General features: G+C 69.9%; 17 protein-coding genes. 12 read left to right on the top strand and 5 right to left on the bottom strand.

The annotated features are described in order from the left end of the window. Positions 1–82: 82 nt before the first annotated feature. From WN71_RS01380 to WN71_RS41705, 5 genes are all read left to right on the top strand, one after another. On the top strand, positions 83–1,909 hold the full coding sequence (locus WN71_RS01380; protein ID WP_046581302.1) for an acyl-CoA dehydrogenase: 1,827 nt from the start codon (positions 83–85) through the stop codon (positions 1,907–1,909). Positions 1,910–2,029: 120 nt separating this feature from the next. Next, positions 2,030–3,325: a M18 family aminopeptidase gene (locus WN71_RS01375; protein ID WP_046581301.1), complete on the top strand. Its 1,296-nt coding sequence runs from the start codon at positions 2,030–2,032 to the stop codon at positions 3,323–3,325. A gap of 68 nt (positions 3,326–3,393) precedes the next feature. Continuing rightward, the gene (locus WN71_RS01370) at positions 3,394–3,648 is read left to right on the top strand and encodes a DUF6458 family protein (protein ID WP_046581300.1); all 255 of its coding nucleotides are present in this window, start codon (positions 3,394–3,396) and stop codon (positions 3,646–3,648) included. A 239-nt stretch (positions 3,649–3,887) separates the two neighbouring features. After that, positions 3,888–5,024 carry a glycosyltransferase family 2 protein gene (locus tag WN71_RS01365; RefSeq protein ID WP_079177572.1) on the top strand — a complete coding sequence of 379 codons (1,137 nt, stop codon included), beginning with the start codon at positions 3,888–3,890 and terminating at the stop codon, positions 5,022–5,024. A 46-nt stretch (positions 5,025–5,070) separates the two neighbouring features. Next, the gene (locus WN71_RS41705; RefSeq protein WP_167382888.1) at positions 5,071–5,235 is read left to right on the top strand and encodes a hypothetical protein; all 165 of its coding nucleotides are present in this window, start codon (positions 5,071–5,073) and stop codon (positions 5,233–5,235) included. 52 nt (positions 5,236–5,287) lie between these two features. Here WN71_RS41705 and WN71_RS01360 read toward each other — a convergent pair whose 3' ends face one another. Continuing rightward, positions 5,288–7,114 (bottom strand): NHL domain-containing thioredoxin family protein, encoded by a 1,827-nt coding sequence (locus tag WN71_RS01360; RefSeq protein WP_046581295.1) that lies wholly within the window; start codon positions 7,112–7,114, stop codon positions 5,288–5,290. Continuing rightward, positions 7,111–7,536: a cupin domain-containing protein gene (locus tag WN71_RS01355; RefSeq protein WP_046581294.1), complete on the bottom strand. Its 426-nt coding sequence runs from the start codon at positions 7,534–7,536 to the stop codon at positions 7,111–7,113. Before WN71_RS01355 ends, WN71_RS01360 begins: the two co-directional genes overlap by 4 nt. A gap of 51 nt (positions 7,537–7,587) precedes the next feature. Here WN71_RS01355 and WN71_RS01350 point away from each other — a divergent pair, with 51 nt between their 5' ends. Both WN71_RS01350 and WN71_RS01345 read left to right on the top strand, forming a co-directional pair. Next, positions 7,588–8,610: a GlxA family transcriptional regulator gene (locus WN71_RS01350; protein ID WP_046581292.1), complete on the top strand. Its 1,023-nt coding sequence runs from the start codon at positions 7,588–7,590 to the stop codon at positions 8,608–8,610. Further along, the gene (locus WN71_RS01345) at positions 8,607–9,104 is read left to right on the top strand and encodes an LURP-one-related/scramblase family protein (RefSeq protein WP_046581289.1); all 498 of its coding nucleotides are present in this window, start codon (positions 8,607–8,609) and stop codon (positions 9,102–9,104) included. The genes WN71_RS01350 and WN71_RS01345 overlap by 4 nt, the downstream gene beginning before the upstream one ends. A gap of 147 nt (positions 9,105–9,251) precedes the next feature. Here WN71_RS01345 and WN71_RS01340 read toward each other — a convergent pair whose 3' ends face one another. Beyond that, on the bottom strand, positions 9,252–10,049 hold the full coding sequence (locus WN71_RS01340) for a carbon-nitrogen family hydrolase (protein ID WP_046581286.1): 798 nt from the start codon (positions 10,047–10,049) through the stop codon (positions 9,252–9,254). A gap of 218 nt (positions 10,050–10,267) precedes the next feature. On the opposite strand from WN71_RS01340, the gene WN71_RS01335 reads away from it, so the two are divergent. Beyond that, positions 10,268–11,092 carry a maleylpyruvate isomerase family mycothiol-dependent enzyme gene (locus WN71_RS01335; RefSeq protein ID WP_046581285.1) on the top strand — a complete coding sequence of 275 codons (825 nt, stop codon included), beginning with the start codon at positions 10,268–10,270 and terminating at the stop codon, positions 11,090–11,092. 255 nt (positions 11,093–11,347) lie between these two features. On the opposite strand, the gene WN71_RS01330 is transcribed toward WN71_RS01335, so the two are convergent. Beyond that, the gene (locus WN71_RS01330; protein WP_046581284.1) at positions 11,348–12,643 is read right to left on the bottom strand and encodes an MFS transporter; all 1,296 of its coding nucleotides are present in this window, start codon (positions 12,641–12,643) and stop codon (positions 11,348–11,350) included. After that, positions 12,640–13,311 (bottom strand): GntR family transcriptional regulator, encoded by a 672-nt coding sequence (locus WN71_RS01325; RefSeq protein ID WP_046581594.1) that lies wholly within the window; start codon positions 13,309–13,311, stop codon positions 12,640–12,642. The genes WN71_RS01330 and WN71_RS01325 overlap by 4 nt, the downstream gene beginning before the upstream one ends. Positions 13,312–13,549: 238 nt before the next feature. On the opposite strand from WN71_RS01325, the gene WN71_RS01320 reads away from it, so the two are divergent. The 4 genes from WN71_RS01320 to WN71_RS01305 all read left to right on the top strand — a co-directional run bounded on the left by WN71_RS01320 (position 13,550) and on the right by WN71_RS01305 (position 17,355). After that, positions 13,550–14,452 carry a D-alanyl-D-alanine carboxypeptidase family protein gene (locus WN71_RS01320; RefSeq protein ID WP_046581282.1) on the top strand — a complete coding sequence of 301 codons (903 nt, stop codon included), beginning with the start codon at positions 13,550–13,552 and terminating at the stop codon, positions 14,450–14,452. Positions 14,453–14,570: 118 nt separating this feature from the next. Beyond that, positions 14,571–14,888 (top strand): WXG100 family type VII secretion target, encoded by a 318-nt coding sequence (locus tag WN71_RS01315; protein WP_046581280.1) that lies wholly within the window; start codon positions 14,571–14,573, stop codon positions 14,886–14,888. Then, positions 14,888–16,639, top strand: a complete 1,752-nt coding sequence (locus tag WN71_RS42480; RefSeq protein ID WP_240529528.1) for an RNase A-like domain-containing protein — start codon at positions 14,888–14,890, stop codon at positions 16,637–16,639. Before WN71_RS01315 ends, WN71_RS42480 begins: the two co-directional genes overlap by 1 nt. Before the next feature lie 23 nt (positions 16,640–16,662). Beyond that, positions 16,663–17,355: a hypothetical protein gene (locus tag WN71_RS01305; protein ID WP_046581279.1), complete on the top strand. Its 693-nt coding sequence runs from the start codon at positions 16,663–16,665 to the stop codon at positions 17,353–17,355. Positions 17,356–17,361 lie beyond the last annotated feature (6 nt).

The following is a 17,361-nucleotide window of genomic DNA, read 5'->3' as shown; positions in this document are numbered from 1 at the left end:
TAGCATCATCTTAGCTACTTGTTAGTACGTGAACTAGTGCGAGGATCCAGTGCCTCGCCGATCCTCAAACGGAGCCGTGGCCATGGGGCACTACAAGTCGAATCTCCGCGACATCGAGTTCAACCTGTTCGAAGTCCTGGGGCGGGACAAGCTGTACGGCACCGGCCCGTTCGAGGAGATGGACACCGAGACCGCCAAGAGCGTGCTCGAGGAGCTGACCCGACTCTCGGAGAACGAGCTGGCGGAGTCCTTCACGGACGCCGACCGCAATCCGCCCGTCTTCGACCCCGAGACCAACACCGCGCCGGTCCCCGCGTCCTTCAAGAAGAGCTACAAGGCGTTCATGGACTCGGAGTACTGGCGTCTCGGCCTGCCCGAGGAGCTCGGCGGCACCACCGCCCCGCCGTCCCTGATCTGGGCGTACGCGGAGCTGGTCCTCGGCGCGAACCCGGCCGTGTGGATGTACTCCTCCGGCCCGGCCTTCGCCCGCATCCTCTTCGACGAGGGCACCGAGGAGCAGAAGCAGTGGGCGCAGCTCGCCGTCGACCGCACCTGGGGCTCCACCATGGTGCTCACCGAGCCCGACGCGGGCTCGGACGTCGGCGCCGGCCGCACCAAGGCGGTGCAGCAGGAGGACGGCTCCTGGCACATCGAGGGCGTGAAGCGCTTCATCACCTCGGGTGAGCACGACATGGAGGAGAACATCCTCCACTACGTCCTCGCCCGCCCCGAGGGCGCCGGCCCCGGCACCAAGGGCCTCTCCCTCTTCCTCGTCCCGAAGTTCCTCTTCGACGGCACCACCGGCGAGCTCGGCGAGCGCAACGGCGTCTACGCCACCAACGTCGAGCACAAGATGGGCCTGAAGGCGTCCAACACCTGCGAGATGACGTTCGGCGACCGGCACCCCGCCAAGGGCTGGCTGATCGGCGACAAGCACGACGGCATCCGCCAGATGTTCCGCATCATCGAGTTCGCCCGCATGATGGTCGGCACGAAGGCGATCTCCACCCTCTCGACGGGCTACCTCAACGCCCTCGAGTACGCCAAGGAGCGCGTCCAGGGTCCCGATCTGGCCAACTTCATGGACAAGTCCGCGCCGAAGGTCACCATCACCCACCACCCCGACGTGCGCCGCTCGCTCATGACGCAGAAGGCGTACGCGGAGGGCATGCGCGCCCTGGTCCTCTACACGGCCTCCGTGCAGGACACCATCGCCCTCAAGGAGACGACCGGCGAGGACGCCGCCACCGAGCACGCGCTGAACGACCTGCTCCTGCCGATCGTCAAGGGCTACGGCTCCGAGAAGGGCTACGAGCAGCTCGCGCAGTCGCTCCAGACCTTCGGCGGCTCCGGGTTCCTCCAGGAGTACCCGATCGAGCAGTACATCCGCGACGCCAAGATCGACACCCTGTACGAGGGCACCACCGCGATCCAGGGCCAGGACTTCTTCTTCCGGAAGATCGTCCGCAACCAGGGCGCGGCGCTGAACTCGCTGGCCGAGGACATCAAGAAGTTCCTCGCGCTCGGCACCGGCGGCGAGGAGCTGGCCGGCGCCCGCGAGCACCTCGCCAAGGCGGCCGTCGAGCTCGAGGCGATCGTCGGCCTGATGCTGACCGACCTCGCGGCGACCGAGCAGGACGTCAAGAACATCTACAAGGTGGGCCTCAACACCACCCGCCTGCTGCTCGCCTCCGGTGACGTCGTCGTCGGCTACCTGCTGCTCAAGGGCGCCGCGATCGCCGCCGAGAAGCTCCAGACCGCCTCCGCCAAGGACGTGGCTTTCTACACCGGCAAGATCGCTGCGGCGAAGTTCTTCGCGGCCAACGTGCTGCCGGGCGTGACCCTGGCCCGCAAGATCTCGGAGAACGTCGAGCTGGACCTGATGGAGCTGGACGAGGCCGCGTTCTAGCCACCAGGGGGTGTTTCGAAAATCCCCCTGGCCGCGTCCTCCGGCGAAACTCCACACCGTCCACACGAGGGCCCGCTCCAACACCGGGAGCGGGCCTTCGTACGTCGTTAAGGTGATGTCATGAGAACGAGCGCCCGCTTCGACCGCGGCCACACCGACGACCTCATGTCCTTCCTGGCGGCGAGCCCGTCGCCGTACCACGCCGTGGCGAACGTCGCCGAACGGCTGGAGAAGGCGGGATTCCGCCAGGTCGCCGAGACGGACGCGTGGGACGGGACGAGCGGCGGCAAGTACGTGGTGCGCGGCGGCGCCCTCATCGCCTGGTTCGTGCCCGAGGGGGCCGAGGCGCACACCCCGTTCCGGATCGTCGGCGCTCACACCGACTCCCCCAATCTGCGCGTCAAGCCGCTGCCGGACACCGGCGCGCACGGCTGGCGCCAGGTCGCCGTGGAGATCTACGGCGGCCCGCTGCTGAACTCCTGGCTCGACCGCGACCTCGGCCTCGCCGGCCGGCTGAGCCTCAAGGACGGCTCGACCCGGCTGGTCGACGTCGACCGGCCGCTGCTGCGGGTGCCCCAACTCGCCATCCACCTCGACCGGTCGGTCTCCTCCGACGGCCTGAAGCTGGACAAGCAGCGCCACCTCCAGCCGATCTGGGGCCTCGGCGACTCCGTGCGCGACGGCGACCTGATCGGCTTCCTCGAGCAGGAGGCCGGTCTCGCGGCCGGCGAGGTGACCGGCTGGGACCTCATGGTCCACTCCGTCGAGGCGCCCGCCTACCTGGGCCGCGACCGCGAACTCGTCGCGGGCCCGCGGATGGACAACCTGCTCTCCGTGCACGCCGGGACCGTCGCCCTGACCGCCGCGGCCGCGTCCGAGGGCCTGGACTGCATCCCCGTGCTCGCCGCCTTCGACCACGAGGAGAACGGCTCGCAGTCGGACACCGGCGCGGACGGGCCGCTGCTCGGCGGCGTGCTGGAGCGCTCGGTGTTCGCCCGCGGCGGGTCGTACGAGGACCGGGCGCGGGCCTTCGCGGGCACGCTCTGTCTGTCCTCCGACACCGGCCACGCCGTGCACCCCAACTACGCCGAGCGCCACGACCCCACGCACCACCCGCGCGTCAACGGCGGTCCGATCCTCAAGGTGAACGTCAACAACCGCTACGCCACGGACGGTTCGGGCCGCGCGGTGTTCGCCGCCGCGTGCGAGCGGGCCGGGGTGCCGTTCCAGTCGTTCGTCTCCCACAACTCCATGCCCTGCGGCACCACCATCGGCCCGATCACCGCGGCCCGGCACGGCATCAGGACCGTCGACATCGGCGTGGCGATCCTGTCGATGCACAGCGCACGGGAGTTGTGCGGCGCCGACGACCCGTACCTGCTGACGAACGCTCTGGTGGCGTTCCTGGAGGGCTAGTTCGCCGAAGCGGGGGTACCCGCAGGTCCGGTCCGGAACGACCGGACCGGATTGGGGAGGCGACAGCCATGGGCCTCGGCGGATGCATCATCCTCATAGCCGTGGGAGCCATTCTCACGTTCGCGACCGACTGGCACATGAACGGGGTCAACCTCGATCTGGTCGGCATCATCCTGATGATCGTCGGCCTGATCGGCGTGACGACGTTCAGCAGCATCGCCCGACGCCGGCGCGTGGTGATGCCGCCGTCGACACCGGTGATCGAAGAAGACGGCGCCGTGCACCACCGGCGTGACGGCTACTCGGACGGGTACGGCGTCTGACCCGACACGCGGTCAAAAAGATTCAGGTGCGTCCACATCACGCCCCGAAAGGGACATGGCGTACGCACAGGTCGAACACAGACAACCTTGCCCATTCCGTAACCCCTGCCCGCTTGTGGTGGTGTGTGCATCTCGTGAAGACTTTGTGCCTCACGAGGTCCCGGGAATGACGGCGCCGGGCCCGGCGCAGCATCACCTGGGGGGGCTCGGTGCTCGACCATGCCGCGACGACCGCGGGCATGCCCGCACACACGTCGCGATCGTCGCGCCCACGGCGCCACGCCGCACGACGGGCGCACGCGGCCCGCGAGGAACCCGCGGTCCGCCCGCGCCTCGCGGTGCTCATACCCGCCCACAACGAAGAGGACCGCGTCGCCGCGGCCATCGACGGCCTGTGGGACCAGACCCGTCCCCCGGACCTGATCGTCGTCGTGTGCGACAACTGCACCGACGCCACCGCGGAGATCGCCGCCGAGCACGGCGCGCAGGTCTTCCACACGCAGGGCAACACCCACAAGAAGGCGGGCGCCCTCAACCAGGCCATCGCCTGGCTGCTGCCCCATCTCGACGACCGCGACCTGCTGCTGGTGCAGGACGCGGACACCGTCCTCGACCCGTGGTTCACCGAGACCGCCGAAGGCACCTTCAACCGCAAGGTCGGCGCCGTCGGCGGCGTCTTCTACGGCGAGAGCGGCGGCGGCCTGCTCGGCCTGCTGCAACGCATGGAGTTCCAGCGCTACGCGTGGGAACTGGACCGCAGCGGCGGCAAGGCGCAGGTGCTCACCGGCACCGGGACCATGTTCCAGGCCCGGGTGCTGCGCGAGGTACGGGCCGCGCGCCGCGACGGCGTGATCGGCGGCGGCAGCGGCTACTACAGCCTCGCCTCGCTCACCGAGGACGACGAGATGACCAAGGCGGTCAAGACCCTCGGCTACCGCACCATGTCACCGGCCGGCTGCGCCGTCGTCACCGAGGTGATGCCGAGCCTGCCCAAGCTGTGGCACCAGCGGCTGCGCTGGCAGCGCGGCGCCCTGGAGAACCTGCGCGACTACGGCTGGACCAAGGTCACCGCGCGCTACTTCGTCCAGCAGTTCCTCATGGGCTTCGGCGCGCTGTCCTTCTTCGTCTACCTGACCTTCATGACCGTGTCGATGTCCATGTACGGCTGGCCCGGCCTCTCGCCGTTCTGGACCTCGATCGGTCTGCTCTTCGTGCTGGAGAAGACCGTCTCCGTGCGCCGCGCCGGACCCCTCGCGGTCCTGGTGGCGGCCGTGATGATCCCGGAGATGCTCTACGACCTCTTCCAGCACGCCGTCTACTTCACCTCGCTGTGGGGCCTGGTGCGCCGCAGCGAGGAGAAGTGGGTGGCCACCTGACCCGCCCCCCGCAGCACACCACCGCACCACCGATCGGGAGACAGACATGTACGGACGAGTGATCGGCGCCGGCACCACGGGCGCCGGGGGTGCCACGCTGGCCGCCACGGGCCTGTGGATGAACAGCATGGCGATGATGGTGGCGGCCACCACCCTCGTGGCCGCCGGGATCGCCGTGTTCAAGCTGGCGCCGCGCCCGCGCCGCCGCTGACCGCGGTCCGCGAGGCGCCCTCCTTCAGGCGCCTCCGCGGGGAAGCCTCGTTTCAGGCGTCCTGGTCGTCCATGCCGGCCAGGACCAGGGGCAGCCGGTCCGCCCCGCCCCGCACGAGGCGGACCGGAACACCCCAGTCCTGCTGGTGCACATGGCAGGCGGGGTACTCGTTGGCAGGATCGTCGTCGCAGGACGCGGCCATCGCCGACACATGCAGCACGCCCTCGCCGAACGCGGGGTCCAGCTCCAGCTCACGCGCGAGATCGGTGCCCGCGCCCTCGCCCGACCGCAGCAGCTCCGGCGGCGTCGAGGAGACCAGCAGCCGGGTCGAGGGGCCGTAGCGCGTGTCCAGCTTCTGGCCCGCGGGGGCCTGGAAGATCACGTCGAGCCGCAGCCGGCCCGGCGCCACCTCGGTCGCCGCGCGCCGCGTGCGGTGCGCGACCGCCTCGACCCGCACCGCCTCCTCGGGCAGCCTGAGCCGGGTCAGCCGGTGCCGCGCCGACTCGACGACCACGATGTCCTCGCCGACGACGACGGCGTCGCTCGGCTCCCGCAGATCCGTGGCCAGCGTGCCGACCTCGCCGGTCGCGGGGTCGTAGCGGCGCAGCGCGTGGTTGTAGGTGTCGCTGACGGCGACCGAGCCGTCCGGCAGCACGGTCACCCCGAGCGGATGCTGGAGCAGGGCCTGACCGGCCGCGCCGTCACGGTGCCCGAAGTCGAACAGGCCGGTGCCGACGGCGGTGTGCACGGCGCCCTCGCGGTCCACCCAGCGCAGCGCCGACGTCTCGGAGTCGGCGACCCACAGCCGGTCCTCGGCCGCCGCGAGCCCCGAGGGCTGGGCGAACCACGCCTGGTCGCCCGGTCCGTCCACGAGCCCCTCGTTGGTGGTGCCCGCGGTGACCGCGACGGTCGCGTCGGCGGGGTCGTACGCCCACAACTGGTGCACGCCCGCCATCGCGATCCACACCCGGCCGCCGAAGACGGCCACGTCCCACGGCGAGGACAGGTCGACCTCGCGCGCCGGACCCGAGGTGGGCGAGCCCTGCCACCACTGCCGGCCGGTCCCGGCGAGCGTGGTGACCTCCCCCGAGGCCAGGTCCAGGCGGCGCAGCGCGTGATTGACCGTGTCGGCGACGACCACCGAGCCGTCGTCCAGCAGCGCGACACCCTGCGGCTCGCTGAACGCGGCCGACACCGCCGGTCCGTCGGTGAAGCCGCGCTCCCCGGACCCGATCCGGCGCACCACGCTCTCCCCGTCCTCGGCCAGCTCCACCAGCTGGTGCCGGGTGGTGTCGCTGACCAGGAAGCCACCGCCGGGCAGCGCCAGCGCCTTGCCGGGGAAGCGCAGCGCCGTCGGCTCCGGCTCCGGCGGCACGTACGGCCCGTCGCCGCGGCGCAGGGTGCCCTTCGCCGCGTGCTCCGTCTCCAGCTCCGCCACCAGCCGCTCGATGGCGTGCACATGGCCCTCGCCCGCGTGCTGCGCGACGACGTACCCCTCCGGGTCGATCACCACGAGCGTCGGCCAGGCCCGCACCGCGTACTGCTTCCAGGTCGCGAGCTCCGGATCGTCGAGCACGGGGTGCTCCACGCCGTACCGCTCGACGGCGTCGACGACCGCCGCGTGCTCCGCCTCGTGCACGAACTTCGGCGAATGCACCCCGACCACCACCACCGTGTCCCGGTGCTTCTCCTCCAGCTCGCGCAACTCGTCCAGGACATGCAGACAGTTGATGCAGCAGAAGGTCCAGAAGTCCAAGATCACAATGCGTCCGCGCAGGTCGGACAGGGTGTACTGCGTGCCGCCCGTGTTCAGCCAACCGCCCTTGCCGATCAGTTCGGGGGCGCGGACTCGGACACGTCGGGGTGCGGAGTGGCTCATGCGTCCAGGGTGCCACCCGGCACCGACAACCCGTTCAGCGCGTGTCCGGTGGTCGCGTCCACGTGGGCCGGTACGGCGTCGTGGCGGTCGCCGACCGTGAGGGTGCCGGTGGGTTCCAGGAGGAGGAGGGCGGTGGGCACGGGCGCGTAGGGCTTGTGTTCGGTGCCGCGGGGGACGGTGAAGACGGAGCCCTTCGGCAGGACCACCGTGCGCTCCCCGGCCGGCTCCCGCAGGTGGATGTGGAGTTCGCCGTCGACGACGAGGAAGAACTCGTCGGTGTGGTCGTGCGCGTGCCAGACGTGCTCGCCCTCGACCTTGGCTACGCGGACGTCGTAGTCGTTGACGGCCGTGACGATGCGGGGGCTCCACCGCTCGGTGAAGGAGGCCAGGGCGGTGTCCAGGGAGATCGGTTCGCTGCTCATGCCGTCATCGTCGGGCGTACGGCCGCCGCGCACGAGTGCTAGAAATCGCATATGGCGCAAGGATTCTCGCAACCGGGGAAGGCGGCGTCGGCGCCGCGCGCGCACCGGGTCGCCGTGATCGTCGACACCGGCACCAACCCCTTCGAAGTCGGCGTCGCCACCGAGCTGTTCGGGCTGCCGCGGCCCGAACTGGGTCTGCCGGGGCCGCTGTACGAGGTGACGCTGTGCGCGCCCGAGCCCGAGGTGCGGATGAACCACGGCTTCTTCACGCTCACCGGCGTGGCGGGGCTGGAGACGGTGGACGACGCGGACACGCTCGTCGTGCCGGGCCGCCCGGACAACGTGGTGCCGCGCGGCGCGGACGTCCTCGCGGCGATCCGGCGCGCGCACGCGCGGGGCGCGCGCGTGGTGAGCTTCTGCACCGGCACCTTCGCGCTCGCCGAGGCGGGCCTGCTGGACGGCCGCCCGGCGACCACGCACTGGCGCTGGGCCGGGCAGTTCCGGCGGCTGCACCCGCAGGTGCTGCTGGAGCCGGACGTCCTGTTCACCGACGACGGCGACGTCCTGACCGCGTCGGGCAGCGCGGCCGCGCTCGACCTGGGGCTGCACATCTGGCGCCGGGACCACGGCGCGGAGCTGGCCAACGCCGTCTCCCGGCGGCTCGTGTTCGCCTCCCACCGGGACGGCGGGCAGCGCCAGTTCGTCGAGCGCCCGCTGCCCGAGGTGCCGGACGCCTCGCTCGGGCCGCTGCTGGAGTGGGCGCTCGGGCGGCTGGACGAGCCGCTGACCGTGAGCGGCCTCGCCACGCGCGCGTGCGTCTCGCCCGCGACCCTGCACCGCCGGTTCCGCGCCCAGCTCGGCACCACCCCGCTGGCCTGGCTGACGGGGGAACGGGTTGCGCTGGCCTGCCGACTGATCGAGCGCGGGGAGGAACGGCTGGACGTGGTCGCCGCGCGCAGCGGTCTCGGCAGCGCCGCCAACCTGCGGGCGCGGCTGCGCCGGGAGACCGGACTCAGCCCGTCGGCCTACCGGCGGCGTTTCGGAGCGGCGCCCAGGGAAGGGCTCCCGGTATGAGATTCCTGGTACGCGACCGGCTCCTCGGCATCGGCGAGGACTACTGGATCGAGGACGAGCACGGCGAGAAGGTCTTCCTCGTCGACGGCAAGGCGATGCGGCTGCGGGACACCTTCGAGCTGAAGGACGTCCGCGGCCGGGTCCTGATCGACATCCACAAGAAGATGTTCGCGCTGCGCGACACGATGGTGGTCGAGCGGGGCGGCGAGGCCCTGGCGACCATCCGGCGCAAGCGGCTGTCGCTGCTGCGCAACCACTACCGGGTGGTGCTGGTGGACGGCACGGAGCTGGACGTCAGCGGCAAGATCCTCGACCGCGAGTTCGCGGTGGAGTACGACGGCGAGCTCCTCGCCGTCATCTCCCGCCGCTGGCTGCACGTGCGGGAGACGTACGGCGTGGATGTCGTACGGGAGGACGCGGACCCGGCGCTGCTGATCGCGGTGGCGGTGTGCGTGATCCATCTGGCGGAGCGGGAGCGGGGGGTGGTCGACTGAGCGGGGCGGTGGACCTGGCAGGGCGGTGGACCGAGTGGGGTCGCGGACCGGGCAGGGTCGCGGACCGGGCAGGGTGATGGACCGGGCAGGGTGATGGACCGGGCGGCCCGCGTCACCGGGCTGCCGGCCCGCGTCACCGGGCTGCCGTCAGCGGCGCGGTGGGGCCAGGCCCAGCATCCGGTCCTTGAGGGCCGGGAAGAGCTCGCGGGTCTGGGCGACCTGGCCCGGTTCGAACTCCACCGTGAGGACCTCCTCGTCGGGCCCGGCCTCCGCCAGCACCTGACCCCACGGATCCACCACGATCGAGTGACCCGCCTGGGGAACCCGGGCGTGCGTCCCGGCCGTTCCACAGGCGAGCACGAACGCCTGGTTCTCCACCGCCCGCGCCCGGGCCAGCAGCGTCCAGTGCTCGCGGCGGCGCTCCGGCCAGCCCGCCGGCAGGACCAGCGTCTCGGCGCCCGCGTCGACGAGCCCACGGAAGAGTTCGGGGAAACGGAGGTCGTAACAGGTGCCCAGACCGAGCACGGTCTCCGGCAGGCGGACCGTCACCAGTTCCTCGCCCGCGCCCATCATCACCGCCTCGCCCTTGTCGAAGCCGAAGCGGTGGATCTTGCGGTAGGCGGCGGCGAGGTCGCCGGAGGGCGAGAACACCAGGGAGGTGTTGTAGAGGGGGCCGTCGGGGTCCCGCTCGGGGATCGACCCGGCGTGCAGCCAGACGCCCGCGTCGCTCGCCGCCTTGGCCATGGCCTCGTACGTCGGCCCGTCCAGCGGCTCGGCCTCGGACCCGAACCGCTCGTAGGCGAAGGCGCCCGTGGTCCACAGCTCGGGCAGGACGACGAGGTCCGCCGCACCGGCCCGTTCCCGCACCAGCGACGCGACCCGCCGTCGGCGCTCTTGGACCGATTCGTCCTCGTTCACGGCGATCTGGATCAGCGAGGAGCGCACACTACCACCGTCCTGGCATTCGAGCCGTCCACACGGGCCTACGATCGTCACACGAAAGCACTGCCGGGGTGCCTCACAGCAGCGTAACTTGGGGGTCCCCCCTGTTCGAGCGAACCAAGAGCTCGGGGGAGATCCGAGACGCCCGCCGACTGCCCCCACCTCCGCTGGCATCGACGCCACAAACTGCCCGAGTTCCGACCGCCGAGGGGTCCCGTTCCGTGAGTCTGCATCCCACCCTCCAGCCCTACGCCGACGCCTGGACCCACTCCATCGAAGCGATATCCGAGCTGGTGGGCCCGCTCGCGGAGGGTGAGTGGAACCGCCGGACCCCCTGCCCCGGCTGGTCGGTGCGCGACATGGTGTCGCATGTCATCGGCCTGGACTGCGAGATGCTGGGCGACCCGCGACCCATCCACACCCTCCCCCGCGACCTCTACCACGTCACCAACGAGCACCAGCGCTACATGGAGATGCAGGTCGACGTGCGCCGGCACCACACGGCGCCGGAGATGACGGCGGAGCTGGAGTACACGGTCATCCGCCGCAACCGCCAGCTGCGCAACGAGTCGCGCGACCCGGGCACCAAGGTGCGCGGCCCGCTCGGCGCCGAGGTCACCCTCGAGGACGCCATGCGCTACCGGGCGTTCGACATCTGGGTGCACGAGCAGGATCTGCGCGCCACCCTGGGCCGTCCGGGCGGTCTCGACACGCCTGGCGCGCACATCGCGCGCGACTGGCTGCTGGACGAGATGCCCCGCGTGGTCGCGGAACAGGCCAAGGCGCCGCGCAGCTCGGCGATCGTCCTCGACGTGCACGGGCCGGTGGAGTTCCTGCGCACGATCCGCGTCGACATCCAGGGCCGCGGCACGCTGGAGACGGCCCCCGCGCTCGGGCCCGCCGCAACCTTCACCCTCGACTGGGAGACCTTCGTCCTCCTGGCGTGCGGCCGGGTCACCGCGGAGGCCGTCGCGGACCGGGTGAAGGCGGAGGGCGACCCGCAGCTGACGTCGGCGATCCTGCGCAACTTCACGGTCACCAAGTAGCGGCGGGCGCGTCGTAGGGCGGCGGGCCCGACCCGTCGCGCGGAGCCAGGCGGGGCGGGGAGCACGGCGGCCCCCGCCACCCGGCCGGCGCTAGGGGGTGTTTCGAAAGTCCGGTGCGGTGCCCGCGGTGTCCGGTGCGTGCTCTCGGCGTGCCGGCCGAAAGCCCTCGTACTGGACGTACTCGGGCTTTCGGCCGGTGCGGCGAGAGTGCGTGCCGGGCGCCGTGGGTGCTGTGCGGGACTTTCGAAACGCCCCCTAGGCCGGTACGTGCACCGTCTCGACGCGGCTCGCGACCAGCCGCTCCCGTTCCCTGCGCGCCGCCCGGGCGCGCAGCCGCAGGATCTGGCTGACGCCCACCGCCTGGAGCACGAACACGGCGGAGAAGGCGATCGCGTAGTCGTCGCCGGTCGAGTCCAGCAGCACGCCGATCGCGAAGAGCGTGGTCATCGAGGCGACGAAGCCGCCCATGTTGGTGATCCCGGACGCCGTGCCCTGCCGCTCCGGCGGGTTGGCGGGCCGGGCGAAGTCGAACCCGAGCATCGAGGCCGGACCGCACGCGCCGAGCACCGCGCACAGCGTGATCAGCAGCCACATGGGGTCGTGCCCGCCGGGATACGCCAGTGTCGCCGCCCACAGCACCGCGGTCGCCGCGACCGTGCCGAGCGCCAGCGGCAGCCGCGCCGCGTGGTGCCGGGCGACGACCTGGCCGTAGACGAGTCCCACGGCCATGTTGCAGAGCACGACCAGGGTCAGCAGCTCACCGGCGGTGGCGCGGCTGAGGCCCTGCGCCTGAACCAGGAACGGCAGGCCCCACAGCAGCAGGAACACCATCGCCGGGAACTGCGTGGTGAAGTGCACCCACATGCCGAGCCGGGTGCCCGGCTCGCGCCAGGACGCGGCGATCTGCCGGCGGACGTACGCGGCGCCCCGGTGCGGCAGCGGCTCGGGCTCGTGGCCCTCCGGGTGGTCCTTGAGGAACAGCAGCACCAGCACGAGGGCGACCGCTCCGGCGACCGCGCTGCCGGCGAACGCGGCCGTCCAGCCGAGGCCGTGCAGCAGCCGGGCGATCACCAGCGTGGAGACGAGGTTGTCGGCCATGCCGGCCAGACCGGCGAGCTGCGCGACGAGCGGACCGCGCCGGGCGGGGAACCAGCGGGTGCCCAGCCGCAGCACGCTGATGAAGGTCATCGCGTCGCCGCAGCCGAGCAGGGCGCGCGAGGCGAGGGCGGTGCCGTACGACGGGGAGAAGGCGAAGCCCACCTGACCCGCCGTGAACAGCACGGCACCGATGCTCAGCACCTTCTTGGTGCCGAGGCGGTCGACGAGCAGGCCCACCGGTATCTGCATTCCGGCGTACACGAGCAGCTGGAGGATGGAGAAGGTGGACAGCGCGGAGGCGCCCACGTGGAAGCGGTCGGCCGCGTCGAGGCCGGCGACGCCCAGCGAGGTGCGGAAGATGACGGCGACGAAGTAGACGGTGACGCCGATGCTCCAGACGGCGACCGCCCGGCGGCCGCCGGGCGGGTCCCCCGGAAGGGTGGTGTTGCTCATCGGACCTCACCCCGCGCGAGGTGCGAGAACCAGCTCACGTGCCGGTGCACGACCTCGACGGCGGCCTCCGCGTCGCCGGCGCGCAGCGCCCGGAGGATCTCCTCGTGCTCGGTGAGCGTCTTGGCGATGCGGTCGGGGTGGGAGTGCATCACGGCGACGCCCATCCTGAGCTGGCGGTCGCGGAGCTGGTCGTAGAGGCGGGAGAGGATCTCGTTGCCGCCGTTGCGGACGATCTCGGCGTGGAAGCAGCGGTCGGTGACCGCCGCCGCGGCCAGGTCGCCCGCGGCGGCCTGTTCCTTCTGCCGCAGCAGCAGTTCCTCCAGGCGCTCGAGGAGCGCGGGGGGCGCGGGGACGGCCTTGCGCGCCGCGTGCGTCTCGACGAGCTGCCGGGTCTCGACCACGTCGGCGATCTCCTGCGCGGAGACGGGCAGTACGAGGGCGCCCTTCTTCGGGTAGAGCCGGAGCAGGCCCTCCACCTCCAGCCGCAGCAGGGCCTCGCGCACGGGGGTGCGCGAGACGCCCACGGCCTCGGCGAGCTCCCCTTCGGTGAGCAGGGTGCCGCCCTCGTAGCGGCGGTCGAGGACGCCCTGCTTGACGTGGGCGTAGACGCGTTCGGCGGCGGGCGGGCGTTTGAGCGTCGGGGAGTTGACGGGTGGGGCTGAGGCCATGTGCACAGCATAGATACAACACGTGTGCACGACGGGCGGTCGTCCGAGATGCGGACGAGGGCGACTCGTCGGGCGGTTCGTCGGATGGTCGCACCGACATCGGATTTCCGAGATTTTCCCTCAGCGATCGCACAACCTTCTGTGCTACTTACGTGTCACACACGTGCGGCCCCACTTTCATGCCACCTCAACTTGGCCGCACTTTCAGGGGCATTACAGACAATCGGGGTATCTCACTTTGATTACTGCTCTCAAGGGCACCCGCCTCCGCAGGGCCGCGGCCGTCGCCGTCACGTCCGGCGCGATGCTCGCCGGCGGAGCCTTCGCCGCGGCGCCCGCGCAGGCCGTCACGACGCCCACCATCGTGGCCAAGGGCGGCTACGTGATGAACAACGCGACCGGCACCTCGCTGTTCACGAAGAAGGCCGACACGGAACTCTCCACGGGTTCCACCACGAAGATCATGACCGCCAAGGTCGTGCTCGCCCAGTCGAACCTGAACCTCGACGCCAAGGTCACGATCCAGAAGGCGTACAGCGACTACATCGTCGCCAACAACGCCTCCTCGGCGCACCTGATCGTCAACGACAAGGTCACCGTCCGCCAGCTCCTCTACGGGCTGATGCTGCCGTCCGGCTGCGACGCCGCCTACGCGCTCGCCGACAAGTACGGCTCGGGCACGACGCGGGCCGCGCGCGTGAAGTCGTTCATCGGCAAGATGAACAGCGCCGCGAAGAGCCTCGGCCTGACGCACACGCACTTCGACTCCTTCGACGGCATCGGCAACGGCAACAACTACTCGACGCCGCGTGACCTGACGAAGATCGCCAGCAGCGCGATGAAGAACTCGACGTTCCGCACCGTCGTCAAGACGAAGTCGTACACCGCGAAGACCATCACCAAGACGGGCTCCACCCGCACGATGGCCGCGTGGACCAACACCAACGGCCTGCTCAGCAGCTACAGCGGCACGATCGGCGTGAAGACCGGCTCCGGCCCCGAGGCCAAGTACTGCCTCGTCTTCGCCGCCACCCGCAACGGCAAGACCGTCATCGGCACCGTCCTCGCCTCCACCTCGATCGCCCAGCGCGAGTCGGACGCGAAGAAGCTCCTCACCTACGGCTTCGCCAAGCTCGGCTGACCCACCCGAACCCACGCACGGGCCCGCCGCACCCCGCGGCGGGCCCGTCGCCGTTCCCGGGGGCTTTCGTAGAATGACCACATCGGCAAGGCCGTCGTGCCAATGCCCGGGGGGTGACATGTCGATCGGATCCAGACCTGCCGACGACGACATATCGGTGTCCTTCAGCACGCTGCGCGAACTTGCCGGCGAACTGGAGGACATCCTCAAGAGTCTCGACGTCACGCTCGACGACCTCTACGACCGTGTCGAGCCCGTCGTCCTTTCCTGGAAGGGCGAGGCCCGCGAGATCTTCGTCCAGAAACTCGATGAGTGGGACCGATCGGCGCAGGATCTCCGGGCGGCCCAGAAGTGGCTCCACGAGTATGTGACCAACGGCCACACCAACTACGCAGCTGCTCACCAGGCAGTTCTGCGCGGCTGGGGAGCTACCTGATGGGGAGCCGTCCCGGCGCTGCCGAGCGCCGACGGGAACGCGACCGGCTCAACACCACGGCGCCGACTTCCGGCGGCGGATTCGAGCTGAAGCCGCAGCACCTTTACTACACGTCGGCCGTGGTACGTGACGGGCAGTTCGACTACGACAAGGGCGCCTCGACATTGACGAGCGCTCTCCATCAATACAGCCAGTCGGCGGGCAACGGATCCGGTCCGGACGCCTTCGCCGCAGCCTATATGCGGATCGCCGAGAAATTCTTACAGGTCTGGGCGGCCAGTGTGGTGAGCGTCGGTGGCGTCTCCGTCGGCCTCACCGTGACCGCCAACAACTACCAAGCGGCCGACTGGGCTTCGCGCGGAATGTACGGCCCTCCTCCGCGTCACACACCGCCCGCAGTCATCGACAAGGCGCCCGACTACGGGAAGATCAACGACATCAAGTGGTCGGGAACCGGTCAGGACGCGGACTCATGGGCGATTTCAGGGGCACTGGGAAAGATTCCCGATTTCCTCGCGGGGGCCATTCGACCTGCCATCGAGTACGGGCTGAATCTGGGCAAGACTCATGAAATCACGCCCGGTGCCGATGAGGGACACCTCAAAGGAATGGCCGGAGCATGGCAAGATGCCGGCAAGACGGCACTCGCCGCGGGAGACGAATTCACCTCTGCCATCTCCTACATCACGAACCCCCAGGGAAACAATGAATGGCAGAGCGCGATGAATGCCTTCTGCCAGTCCATCTGGGGGACGACTCCGTGGGGACAGACCCGGGACGCGCAGGGTCAGGTCACACAGCAGGGCGGTCGCAGTTGGGCCACTGCAGGGAACATCGCGCCGACACAGCGTCGACCCTTGCTCGAAGTTCTGCAGCACACCGCGGACACCGTGCGGACGGCTTGCAACGACCTGGCCGGGGTAGCACGCACGTGCCGCCAAACCACCACCCACCTCGCCGAGAAGGCCGCCGAGGGAATGGTGAACGAACTGACCAGCGGCAACCCGCTGGAGATACTTGAACTCGCCGGCCCTCAGATGTTCGCGACCCTCGTCTGGACCTTCCGCAAGCACATGGACCGAGAAGCGGCGGACGCAGCGGTCGAGATCTACCAGCAGAAGTTCCAGGACGCCGCCGCCACCTTGCTGGCTCTGGAGTGGGAACTGGACGAAGCGCTCAGAAGCGCGCCGACGTTCGCAGCGGAAGAAGCCAGGGCCGAAGGTTTCGGCAGCCGCTCGCTCAACGACTTCAAGAACGAGCATCAGTACACCGTGGACCAGGACGAGAAGAACCACTTCTACCCGATCGACCTGGCCGGCGATGAAGGACTCTACGGCGGACATTCCATCGAGAAGCACGTCGGCCTGACCGACGACCAGCTCAGAGGGCGACTCCGGGACGACTCCAGCGCCAGCAGCGCCTCGACCTTCACGGATCTTCCCTCTGCACAGAGATTCACCCAGGCCGCTCTCGATGACGTCAACAACGCCGACCGCATAGAGAAATGGATAGAAAGGGTCGAGAGAAGGAAACGAAACAACCCCGGCTGGGACCCGAACAATTCAAAGATTCAACCCCCCATTGAACTCTCCTTCAATGAGGTGACCGGTTCCACCGTCAGCGGTTCCGACTACGCTCAGCACGGAGATGGGGCCCAGGCGAGCAACACGCACAAAGTCCGGGTTGTACTAAGATATCGCGACGGACTCGAACCTCCATTCACCGTTGTCACTTCCATGCCGGTGAACTGATAGATCCCGCGGAGGGAATTGCTTTGGCATCGTTCACCTGGTCCGCGTTCGACAGAGGGCCGACGGACAGAATTCTGGATCTGGCCGTCCTGTGCCAGGAGTCCGGCGGAACGCGCTCCTTGCCCGACGAGTTGGCCGCCTTCGTACGGATGGTCCGGTCGTCGAACGAGGCCCGGTGGCTCTGTCCTGTCACCACGGCGACGGCTCTGCTCGATCTCACCGCCGCGCTGATCGACCAGTCGGAGGCGGAACTTCCCCCCGCGTTCACGGCCAAGCTCAGCCGTGCCGCCGCGGGCAGGGACGGCGCCGATTACCTGCGAACTCTGGCGAAGCTGCTTCGGTCCGTCGAGCAGGACACGACGGAGGAGAACGATCCGTCCGCCCGCGACTGGTCCACCGCCATCCGCTTCCGCATGCTTCGCGGGTTCCACGACAACTGGATCGGGTCGGACGAGTACGAGTCGCTGGAGGAAGCGCTCGGCGCCGCGATCGACTCGGAGCATCCCTTCTGCGTCGAATTCCTCGGCCCCGTCGCATCGGAGGCCCAGTCCGCCCTCGTCGGTCTGCTGGATTCGGCCGACGCACGGGCGGGCCTCACTCGCGCGATGCCCTGGGTCACCGCCGAGACGCTCTCCACTCTGCTGGACACCATCAACGAACACATGCGGCGCGACCACAGCGCCTCGCATGCGACGCCGGGCGGCGCACCGCAGTAGCGGCCC

Origin of the sequence: Streptomyces mangrovisoli (genome assembly GCF_000974985.2) — a bacterium.
In the GTDB taxonomy this organism is placed as follows: Bacteria; Actinomycetota; Actinomycetes; order Streptomycetales; family Streptomycetaceae; genus Streptomyces; species Streptomyces mangrovisoli.
This window is presented reverse-complemented; position numbering and strand designations above follow the sequence as displayed.

Bases quoted from the DNA above. Each gene is read 5' to 3' on its own strand.
- WN71_RS01380 (WP_046581302.1), top strand. From the start codon at position 83: ATGGGGCACTACAAGTCGAATCTCCGCGACATCGAGTTCAACCTGTTC.
- WN71_RS01375 (WP_046581301.1), top strand. From the start codon at position 2,030: ATGAGAACGAGCGCCCGCTTCGACCGCGGCCACACCGACGACCTCATG.
- WN71_RS01370 (WP_046581300.1), top strand. From the start codon at position 3,394: ATGGGCCTCGGCGGATGCATCATCCTCATAGCCGTGGGAGCCATTCTC.
- WN71_RS01365 (WP_079177572.1), top strand. From the start codon at position 3,888: ATGCCCGCACACACGTCGCGATCGTCGCGCCCACGGCGCCACGCCGCA.
- WN71_RS41705 (WP_167382888.1), top strand. From the start codon at position 5,071: ATGTACGGACGAGTGATCGGCGCCGGCACCACGGGCGCCGGGGGTGCC.
- WN71_RS01360 (WP_046581295.1), bottom strand. From the start codon at position 7,114: ATGAGCCACTCCGCACCCCGACGTGTCCGAGTCCGCGCCCCCGAACTG.
- WN71_RS01355 (WP_046581294.1), bottom strand. From the start codon at position 7,536: ATGAGCAGCGAACCGATCTCCCTGGACACCGCCCTGGCCTCCTTCACC.
- WN71_RS01350 (WP_046581292.1), top strand. From the start codon at position 7,588: ATGGCGCAAGGATTCTCGCAACCGGGGAAGGCGGCGTCGGCGCCGCGC.
- WN71_RS01345 (WP_046581289.1), top strand. From the start codon at position 8,607: ATGAGATTCCTGGTACGCGACCGGCTCCTCGGCATCGGCGAGGACTAC.
- WN71_RS01330 (WP_046581284.1), bottom strand. From the start codon at position 12,643: ATGAGCAACACCACCCTTCCGGGGGACCCGCCCGGCGGCCGCCGGGCG.
- WN71_RS01325 (WP_046581594.1), bottom strand. From the start codon at position 13,311: ATGGCCTCAGCCCCACCCGTCAACTCCCCGACGCTCAAACGCCCGCCC.
- WN71_RS01315 (WP_046581280.1), top strand. From the start codon at position 14,571: ATGTCGATCGGATCCAGACCTGCCGACGACGACATATCGGTGTCCTTC.
- WN71_RS42480 (WP_240529528.1), top strand. From the start codon at position 14,888: ATGGGGAGCCGTCCCGGCGCTGCCGAGCGCCGACGGGAACGCGACCGG.